The 7,385-nt window shown below is 30.3% G+C and carries 9 protein-coding genes and 1 other annotated feature; of the genes, 8 read left to right on the forward strand and 1 reads right to left on the reverse strand.

The annotated features are described in order from the left end of the window. Positions 1-53 precede the first annotated feature (53 nt). Positions 54-356, forward strand: a complete 303-nt coding sequence (locus DW1_RS08355) for a putative Se/S carrier protein (protein WP_074350162.1) — start codon at positions 54-56, stop codon at positions 354-356. Here DW1_RS08355 and DW1_RS08360 read toward each other — a convergent pair. Next, positions 353-1,792 carry a hypothetical protein gene (locus tag DW1_RS08360; protein ID WP_074350163.1) on the reverse strand — a complete coding sequence of 480 codons (1,440 nt, stop codon included), beginning with the start codon at positions 1,790-1,792 and terminating at the stop codon, positions 353-355. The genes DW1_RS08355 and DW1_RS08360 overlap by 4 nt on opposite strands. Before the next feature lie 111 nt (positions 1,793-1,903). Here DW1_RS08360 and DW1_RS08365 point away from each other — a divergent pair, with 111 nt between their 5' ends. From DW1_RS08365 to DW1_RS08390, 7 genes are all read left to right on the forward strand, one after another. Next, positions 1,904-2,536: a hypothetical protein gene (locus tag DW1_RS08365; RefSeq protein WP_074350164.1), complete on the forward strand. Its 633-nt coding sequence runs from the start codon at positions 1,904-1,906 to the stop codon at positions 2,534-2,536. 215 nt (positions 2,537-2,751) lie between these two features. Then, positions 2,752-3,201: an RrF2 family transcriptional regulator gene (locus DW1_RS08370; protein ID WP_074350165.1), complete on the forward strand. Its 450-nt coding sequence runs from the start codon at positions 2,752-2,754 to the stop codon at positions 3,199-3,201. A gap of 40 nt (positions 3,202-3,241) precedes the next feature. Further along, positions 3,242-4,417: a cysteine desulfurase NifS gene (gene nifS / locus DW1_RS08375; RefSeq protein ID WP_074350166.1), complete on the forward strand. Its 1,176-nt coding sequence runs from the start codon at positions 3,242-3,244 to the stop codon at positions 4,415-4,417. A 9-nt stretch (positions 4,418-4,426) separates the two neighbouring features. Beyond that, positions 4,427-4,873 (forward strand): Fe-S cluster assembly scaffold protein NifU, encoded by a 447-nt coding sequence (gene nifU, locus DW1_RS08380; RefSeq protein ID WP_074350167.1) that lies wholly within the window; start codon positions 4,427-4,429, stop codon positions 4,871-4,873. Between the two features lie 227 nt (positions 4,874-5,100). After that, positions 5,101-5,634, forward strand: coding sequence for a PRC-barrel domain-containing protein (locus DW1_RS08385; protein ID WP_074350168.1), 534 nt, complete (start codon positions 5,101-5,103; stop codon positions 5,632-5,634). A gap of 50 nt (positions 5,635-5,684) precedes the next feature. After that, positions 5,685-5,846, forward strand: a complete 162-nt coding sequence (locus tag DW1_RS15295; protein ID WP_143474389.1) for a YtxH domain-containing protein — start codon at positions 5,685-5,687, stop codon at positions 5,844-5,846. Positions 5,847-5,890: 44 nt separating this feature from the next. After that, entirely contained in the window at positions 5,891-7,069 is a 1,179-nt protein-coding gene (locus tag DW1_RS08390) for an AI-2E family transporter (RefSeq protein WP_083605595.1), read from the forward strand. 84 nt (positions 7,070-7,153) lie between these two features. After that, positions 7,154-7,358, forward strand: a binding site (T-box leader). Positions 7,359-7,385: the final 27 nt, after the last annotated feature.

Raw genomic sequence — 7,385 nt, forward strand, 5'->3', positions numbered from 1 at the left:
AAATTGACCACAAAACACATATTTATATCATATAACTTAAAGGAAGTGAGAGTATGAACATTAAGTCAATTAGTAGAGGTAAATATTATATTGCTGTTTTCAAGTCGAGAAACTATGCTGTTCAACTGTATTATAAATTAGAAAAGGGCGGCTATAGTATGTTTCAGTTAATATCTACTCCATGTCAACTAAGAGGAGGATGTAGTTATTCAATTAAATTTTCAAAACTAAATGATTTGAATTATTTCAAAAGGTTCTCCCCTGATTTTGATCAAGAGATATTTGGTATATACTATGTAGACAAAAGAAATGGTACCAAAATTTATGAACCTATAAGTCTAAACAAAAGTACTTAGTCACGTTTAAAAAACCTTGAGAAGAAACCTTTTCTTAAGGTTTTACTGTTTAATTCTTCAAACTTTTCTTGCATTTCGATAAGGCATTGATTGTTGACATCAATAGATTCCTTAAGGGCAAGGATAGTATTGTCCATATCTTTAAAATGAGACGCAAAATTCTTATTTATATTTTCTATATTCTTAATATTGTTTGATATATTTGATAGAGCATCTACTAAAGCACTTCTACTGATTAAATCATCAAAATACTTTTTTATCTGCTCGAACTCCTCTTCTTTTGTAATTTGAGTATAACTATCGACATCTATTTTCTCTGATGTGTCTATTGAATTACTAGTTTCAGAGGGAACACTATTATTAACATCTGAGTTCAGGCTAGAGTATCTATATATATAATCAAGTAAGTCTTGTTTAAGCAATATCTGATTGTCATTAAAATAATATAAAACTTGGAATGTCTTCTGAGTATTTTTTTCAACAGGAAAGTTAGTCAGGTACTTTGCATTTTGAATTTTAATTTCTGAAGGTATAGATATGGTATCATCTATATTCCAACTAGAACCATAATCGTTAGATACTAAAGACAAAATCTTTTTTTTATTTGTTATATATATTTTAAGGCAATCTTTTTCTTCATAAATTATAGGATATATATGTTCTTGGATGGAAAGAGGGAGAACTTCCTCTTTCCATATATTTTTACTGCTTCCTATTTGATTTAGATGTTTATATTTTAGTTCAAAGCTATTATTTTTATTGATTATCCATAAAGCGTGAATATTGTCAATTTTATCAACTAACAAGTGTGGATTGCTGCTGTTGTTTTGGTGCTCAGATAGAAGTTTAGGCACATGATTCCATATTCTTGCAGCGTTATTAAAAAATGTATAGTAAATATTGCCTATATTTTCTGTGACTGAATTATAAATCATGTGTATATTGTCAAACTTATCGAAATCGAAGGAAAAGGTTGGTGTATGTTTACCAGATGTAAAGCTTATTACATTTATCTTTTCCCAGTCGCCTTTATGTCCGATAAGATGTTGTATGGTCCATACGTTTGGATTAATAAGATTTGAAAAGGAATATAGTATGTGGACGTTTCCTTTATTAATTTTCATTTTTAAGTTGCTATAGGAATTTGACCTAGTATCAAATTTAGTTAAAGTTTTCTTAGCCCACTTACTATTTGAGTACAAGCTATAGTATAAAGTACCTTCTTTAGTAGTATAAATCAAATGTACTCTATCTTTATTGTCTATGTCTAAGGAAAAGTCACTGACAATATCGTCTGAAAAAAGAAACTGATCAATTAGCATAAAATTACTATTATATATGTTGTAGTTGATTCTATTATTTTTGTCTAAATAAAATTTAAGGATTTCTCCAGTTGAATTCTTTATTATGTAATTATCCATATTAAAAATACTCATTACAACACCCCTTTAAACATATTAAAAAACAATCACAATTCTACCTATAATTCATAATATGAAAGTAAAGATGATTTTATTAAATTATATTTGGGTAAAGGAGTGAAAACTATGGTAAACGGATTCGATCCAAGTCCTGGCGACCCATTTGTGCCAGATGATCTAAGTTATATTACTGAAACAGTATGTATTATTACTGATAAGGTATATGCTCACTGTCAACAAAGAGAATGCTTTCCAAGAATTGACGTTGATTTGGATGAAAAGAAATTTGCAAACATTAGATTTAGGCCAGGTTTTATTGTAGAAAATACCTTGGTTGTAACAGATATACAAAACAGACCAAATTTCAGAAGAGTAAGATTTACTCTAAGAGTGCCATTTGAGATAATAACAACTGATGGAAGCATTATAAACGGATTTTTACCAGACATATTTAAAGACATAATTTTATTTATTCCAGATGCAAGAGATGAATTTGATTTTAGAATTGTAGTGGAGACAGCTTCAAGAAGATTAGGAGAACCAACTCAAAGTGGTTGCACACTATCATTTGCTGTTGGAGTATTCATAATTGTAAAAGTAGTAGGTAGAGTACAATTACTTATTCCAGCATTTGGATTCTGTCCAGAACCACCTGAGTGTGAAGATTTTAGTCCAACTGGTATATGCGATAATTTTGAATATGAACCATTCCCAGATTTCTTCCCTCCACAATTTGAAGATTTATTCCCAGAGGTGTAACAAAGAGGAGCTTTTGCTCCTCTTAGGCTGCTAATAATTTAGTAGCCTTTATTTTTTTGTATTTTACCTTAGTCATGATTTCCCATAAAAGCATAGATTGAATTACTTTAATATTAAAAAATAATAACATAATGAATGTTGACAGAAATACTAGGGTATAATATACTAAAAATGAAAGCCTAGTAATATACTTGGATTTGTAAAGAGGTGATTTAATGAAGCTTTCGACTAAGGGCAGATATGGGCTTAAGGCCATGTTTGAGTTAGCTCTTCATTATGGAGAAGGTCCTGTGGCACTAAGAAATATAGCTGAAAGTCAAGATATATCTGAGCATTACTTAGAGCAATTAATTGCAGTGCTAAGAAAGAATGGCTTAGCTACTAGTGTGAGGGGGGCTCAAGGTGGTTATTTGCTTAGTGATAACCCTAAGAATATTACAGTAGGAGATGTTATAAGAGCATTAGAAGGTGATATTGCGCCTTCGGAATGTGTACGTGACGAAAATACTGGAAAATGTATTAAAGAAGATTATTGTGTCACTAAGAATGTTTGGATAAAAATTAGAAATAGTATTAATGATGTAATTGATTCTATTACATTACAAGATATGGTTGATGATTTTATAAGAACTAATGGAAAGAAAGGATACATGTATTATATTTAGAGTTTTTCTAAATATGTGCATCTTATTGGGAGGATGAAAGATGGTAAAACAAGTTTATCTGGATAATGCGGCTACTACCCCTGTTAAACGAGAAGTACTTGAAGTTATGATTCCCTACTTTACTGAAAAATATGGAAATCCCTCGAGTATCTATAGATTAGGGCAAGTTACTAGAGCTGCTATAGACGAAGCTAGAGAAAAAATTGCTAAAGCTATAGGGGCTAATTCTAGGGAGATTTTTTTTACTGGTGGAGGTTCTGAGGCTGACAATTGGGCAATAAAAGGTATTGCATATGCAAATAAAAATAAAGGGAATCATATTATTACTTCAAAAATTGAGCATCATGGGGTGCTTCATACATGTCAATACTTAGAAAAGAATGGTTTTCAAGTTACTTATTTAGATGTAGATGAGAATGGAATAGTCAATATTGAACAATTAAAAAACTCAATTACTGATAAAACTATACTAATTACAATAATGTTTGCAAATAATGAAATTGGAACTATACAACCAATTAAAGAAATTGGAAATATAGCTAGAGAGAATAAAATATATTTTCATACTGATGCTGTACAGGCAATTGGAAACATAAAATTAGATGTAAATGATTTAAATATTGATTTGTTATCTATGTCTGCTCATAAACTATATGGGCCAAAAGGTATAGGTGCCCTTTATATTAAACAGGGAGTGAAGATACATCCTCATATACATGGAGGTGCCCAAGAAAAGAACAGAAGAGCAGGCACAGAAAATGTACCTGCTATTGTGGGATTTGGTAAGGCTGTAGAATTGGCTTATGAAACTATAGATGAGCATAATAGAAATCTGATTAGATTAAGAGATAAATTAATTAGAGATATCTATGAAAAAATAGATTATGTTAGGTTGAATGGTCATCCTGAACACAGACTACCTGGTAATGTTAATTTTTCCTTTGAATTTATTGAGGGTGAATCCTTATTACTTAGTTTAGATATGGTTGGAATTTCAGCATCTAGTGGTTCAGCATGTACGTCAGGCTCTTTAGATCCTTCCCATGTTTTGTTGGCGATAGGTCTCCCTCATGAAATTGCACATGGATCTTTAAGACTTACATTAGGAGATTTTAATACAGAGGAAGAAATAGATTATGTGGTAGAAAACTTAGTTAAGATAGTTGATAGATTAAGACAAATGTCACCACTATACGAAAATGTAAAGAAAAGATGAGGGGGTAAAATTATGTACTCAGAAAAGGTAATGGAGCATTTTATGAACCCGAGAAATGTTGGAGAAATTGAAAATGCTGATGGAATTGGTCAAGTTGGAAATCCTAAATGTGGCGATATAATGAAAATGTATTTAAAAATTGAGAATGACACTATTGTAGATGTAAAATTTAAGACTTTTGGATGTGGCTCTGCAATAGCTTCTTCAAGTATGGCTACAGAATTAATAAAGGGGAAAACCATTAAAGAAGCAATGCAACTTACTAATAAAGCTGTGGCTGAAGCATTAGATGGGTTGCCACCAGTTAAAATGCATTGTTCAGTATTAGCTGAGCAGGCTATAAAATCAGCTTTATTTGATTATTCAAAGAAGAATAATGTTGTTATAGAGGGATTAGAAGATTTTAATCCAGATGAGGATGTTCATGACCATGAACATGATCAAGATAATGAATAAAATGAGAAAAACTACTGTAATTCAGTAGTTTTTTTTATAATCAATATAAAAGTTTTATATTGATACTCTTACATAAGGGGACTTTTCGTTAATGAGTTTCAATAAAAGTATTCTTAGTTTATAACATTTAGATAGAAACTTTTATTTCTATGAGAGGTGAATGGAATAATAATAATTTATTAATGTGGAATAATAATTACATAGAATTTTAAAAAGGAGTAATACAATTGAGGAAAGAGAGTGAATTAATTGGACTCCCAGTAATAAGTAAAGAAACAGGTAAAAAAGTTGCATCTATAAGAGAGATAATATATTCAAAGAAGAAATTCAAAGTAGTAGCCTTTTTAATAAATGAAGGAAATATTTTTAGGGATGCTAAGATAATCAGATTTATTAATATTGACTCAATAGGAAAGGATGCTTTAATCATAGAAAATGAAAATTTAGTTGAAAAATCAAGCCATTTTCCAGAGATAGATAATTTGATTAACGAAAAAAAAATAATAGAAGAAGAAATACTGACTGAAGGTGGAGAAAGTCTTGGTCATGTAAAAGATATAATAATTGATGTCGAAAGTGGGAGAATAGTAGGTTTTATACTTACAGATGGATTAATTCAAGATTTAAAGGAAGGAAGAAATGTATTACCCTATACTACAGAAACTATTTTCGGAGAAAATTCTATTATTATTAGCAACGAAGCCAAAAGTCTTTTTGACATATATAAGGAGGATTACAAAAAACTACTAGAATTACTTTAGAGATTTGTATCAAACTATGTATAAAGAAATATATTAAATGAGGTGAAAATATGAAGGGTAGATTTGTATCTGGAATAGTGACAGGGAGTTTAATAGGTGCAACAGCTGGGATGCTCGCAATGACAAGGATGAGCCCAAGACGTAGAAGAAAAATGATGAGGGTTGGAAAAAGAATAGCATCAACTGTAGTTAGCAATATAGGTTTATTTTAATAGGCAGCTTAGCTGCCTTTAATTTCAGCAAGGAGACCCATATAATGGATAATTTTCTAAAACTAAGTCATTATCTCCAGAGTACATTTCTGACTATACTACTTGGACTATGTATATATTTTTTAACAAATATTGGGAATAAATATATAAAAGCAGAGAGTAAGCTTCAGTTTTCGCGTAAAAAAATAGCTCTTGCTATATCAATAATTATTCTTATAGTAGTTACTTATAATCTATTAAAAGGGCCTAGCAAAATAGTATCTATATTGCTACTAATATTTTACTCCATTGTACTATCTTATTTGCTAAATCCTTTAGTCAATTTCATAGAAAAAAAGGGGCTTAAAAGATCTTATAGCATATTGCTTATATATGTGCTTTCAATTATTTTAATAATTCTAGTCATAACATCAATTGTACCTAAGTTATCTAGTGAATTTGAAAATCTTATAATATTGTTACCTAGCTATTTCAATAGAGTATATGATTATTTCAATAAGGTTTTTATTAGGTACTCTAAGCACATAGATAGATTACCTCCAGAATTTCATGCAATAAAGGGATTTTTTCTAGATAGCCTTATGGATATTCAAACTTTACTTTTGAACTACATAAAAAACATAACTAATTCTATAATAGGAATTTTTTCAAAGATGGCCAGCTTTATAATAGTACCTATTTTGACTTTTTATTTTCTAAAAGACAAAGACTATTTTAAGAAAAAAGTCATTCTCTTAATACCTAAAAATCAGAGAAATGAAGTTTTACAAATTGGAAGAGAGGTAGATAGGATCTTAGGAAGATTTATTAGGGGACAGTTGTTAGTTTGTTCTTTTGTAGGTATTTCTACTACAATTATGTTATTGATTATAGGAGTGGATTTTGCAATAATTATTGGTCTAATTGCTGGGATAGCGGATATAATTCCTTATTTCGGTCCCATAATAGGTATTTTTCCTGCAATTATCTTTGCACTATTAAAGGGGCCTTCAAAAGCATTATGGGTCATAGTTTCATTCATTATTATTCAGCAATTAGAAAGTAATGTAATAGCGCCAAAAATTGTTGGGGAAAGGGTTGGAGTTCATCCAGTAGGTGTAATGCTTGCTCTATTAATTGGCGGAAGTTATTTTGGCATTTCCGGGATGATTTTTGCTATTCCACTGACTATAGTTTTAAAAATTATATTAGGCTTTTTAGTTGATAAAATCTCACGTATATAACCTATATTGACAAAATACGGCTAATAAATTATAATCCTAACTATAGATAGTTCAGAAATGGAATATAAAAAATTATTTTAATATAAAATAGCTATGAAAGGAAATAGTAGATATTATGAACTTTACAGAGAGAATGCCCTTGGCTGGAAGGCATTTAGGTAATTATATTGAAGCAGTCCTGGAGCTAGAATCTTGAACATTTAGTAGAGGTTCTCGGTTTATCCGTTATCTTTTTGAGAGGCTAACTTTTAGTAAGTAGGGTGGTACCGCGGGTAAACTCGTCCCTAAGTAAGGATATGGGGGCGGGTTTTTTTAT

The organism is Proteiniborus sp. DW1 (genome assembly GCF_900095305.1).
Lineage (GTDB): Bacteria > Bacillota > Clostridia > Tissierellales > Proteiniboraceae > Proteiniborus.

Excerpts from the sequence above, each read along its gene's own strand:
- DW1_RS08365 (WP_074350164.1), top strand. The coding sequence starts at position 1,904 with ATGGTAAACGGATTCGATCCAAGTCCTGGCGACCCATTTGTGCCAGAT.
- DW1_RS15295 (WP_143474389.1), top strand. The coding sequence starts at position 5,685 with ATGAAGGGTAGATTTGTATCTGGAATAGTGACAGGGAGTTTAATAGGT.
- DW1_RS08355 (WP_074350162.1), top strand. The coding sequence starts at position 54 with ATGAACATTAAGTCAATTAGTAGAGGTAAATATTATATTGCTGTTTTC.
- nifS (WP_074350166.1), top strand. The coding sequence starts at position 3,242 with ATGGTAAAACAAGTTTATCTGGATAATGCGGCTACTACCCCTGTTAAA.
- DW1_RS08390 (WP_083605595.1), top strand. The coding sequence starts at position 5,891 with ATGGATAATTTTCTAAAACTAAGTCATTATCTCCAGAGTACATTTCTG.
- DW1_RS08360 (WP_074350163.1), bottom strand. The coding sequence starts at position 1,792 with ATGAGTATTTTTAATATGGATAATTACATAATAAAGAATTCAACTGGA.
- DW1_RS08370 (WP_074350165.1), top strand. The coding sequence starts at position 2,752 with ATGAAGCTTTCGACTAAGGGCAGATATGGGCTTAAGGCCATGTTTGAG.